This window comes from Mycobacterium sp. E136, from assembly GCF_001666865.1.
Classification (GTDB): domain Bacteria; phylum Actinomycetota; class Actinomycetes; order Mycobacteriales; family Mycobacteriaceae; genus Mycobacterium.
Genome location: NZ_LZJE01000314.1, coordinates 1 through 1,334, shown reverse-complemented (window position 1 = coordinate 1,334; position 1,334 = coordinate 1). Strand labels below are relative to the sequence as shown.

Below are 1,334 nucleotides of genomic sequence, written 5' to 3'. Positions count from 1 at the left end.
GGTCAAGTCCAGGGGCGTGGTGTACGACGTCGTCGTGTGATTCTTCGTGGTGATCGGTTCAGGCGGTCAGTGCCGCGGGGGTGTCCTCCTGATCTGTCGCGGTGTCGTTGACGGCGCGTGATTTGCTCAGCACGTCGAGGCCGAGGTAGCGCCGGGACTCGGCCCATTCGTCGTGTTGTTCGGCCAGCACGGCACCGACGAGGCGAATCAGGGCGTTGCGGTCGGGGAAGATGCCGACGACGTCGGTGCGTCGGCGGATCTCCTTGTTGAGGCGTTCCTGGGGGTTGTTAGACCAAATCTGGCGCCAGATCTGTTTGGGAAAGGCAGTGAATGCCAGCAGATCCGGTCGTGCCGATTCGAGGTGCTCGACGGTCTTGGGGAGCTTGTCGGCGAGCGCGTCGATGATCCGATCATATTGGGCAGCAACGGATTCAGCGTCAGGTTGGTCGAACACTGAGTGCAGCAGGGTCTTGACCCACGGCCACGACGCTTTCGGGGTGACGGCCATCAGGTTGGTCGTGTAGTGCGTCCTGCAGCGCTGCCACGATGCGCCGGGAAGAGTGGCACCGATCGCGGCCACCAGCCCGGCGTGAGCGTCGGAGGTCACCAACTTCACCCCCGACAGGCCGCGGGCGGTCAGCGACCGCAGGAACGTCAGCCAGCCCGCTCCGTCCTCGGCGGTGGTGACGTCGATGCCGAGGATCTCGCGATACCCGTCGGTGTTTACGCCCGTGGCGATCAGGGCGTGCACGTTGACCACCCGCCCGCCCTCGCGGACCTTGAGCACCAGGGCGTCGGCGGCCATGAAGGTGTACGGGCCGGCGTCCAGTGGCCGGGTCCGGAAGGCTTCGACGGCAGTGTCGAGTTCTTTGGCCATCACCGACACCTGCGACTTCGACAGCGACGTGATCCCGAGGGTCTCGACGAGTTTGTCCATCCGCCGGGTGGACACCCCCAGCAGGTAGCAGGTGGCCACCACGGTCGTCAGGGCGCGCTCGGCGCGTTTGCGGCGTTCCAGCAGCCAGTCCGGGAAGTAGGAGCCGTGGCGCAGCTTGGGGATCGCGAGATCCAACGACCCTGCGCGGGTGTCGAATTGGCGGTGCCGGTAGCCGTTGCGGGAGTTGGTGCGCTCCGTGCTGCGCTCGCCGTACCCCGCACCGCACAGGGCGTCGGCTTCGGCGCCCATCAGGCTGTGGATGAACGTGGCGAGCAGCTCGCGCAGCACATCGGGATGGGCGGCGGTGAGTCGTTCGGCGAGCACGGCGGGCAGGTCGATATTGTGGGCAGTGGTCATCGCGTCGATTCCTTTGCTCGAGTGACTTTGACGGGTCTCT

Annotated in this window: 1 protein-coding gene; it reads right to left on the bottom strand. The window is 66.0% G+C overall.

Annotated features, from left to right (window positions below):
• Positions 1-58: 58 nt before the first annotated feature.
• Positions 59-1,294, bottom strand: a complete 1,236-nt coding sequence (locus A5698_RS20260; protein WP_068300458.1) for an IS256 family transposase — start codon at positions 1,292-1,294, stop codon at positions 59-61.
• Positions 1,295-1,334 lie beyond the last annotated feature (40 nt).

Coding starts and splice junctions, on each gene's coding strand:
- A5698_RS20260 (WP_068300458.1), bottom strand. CDS start 1,294: ATGACCACTGCCCACAATATCGACCTGCCCGCCGTGCTCGCCGAACGA.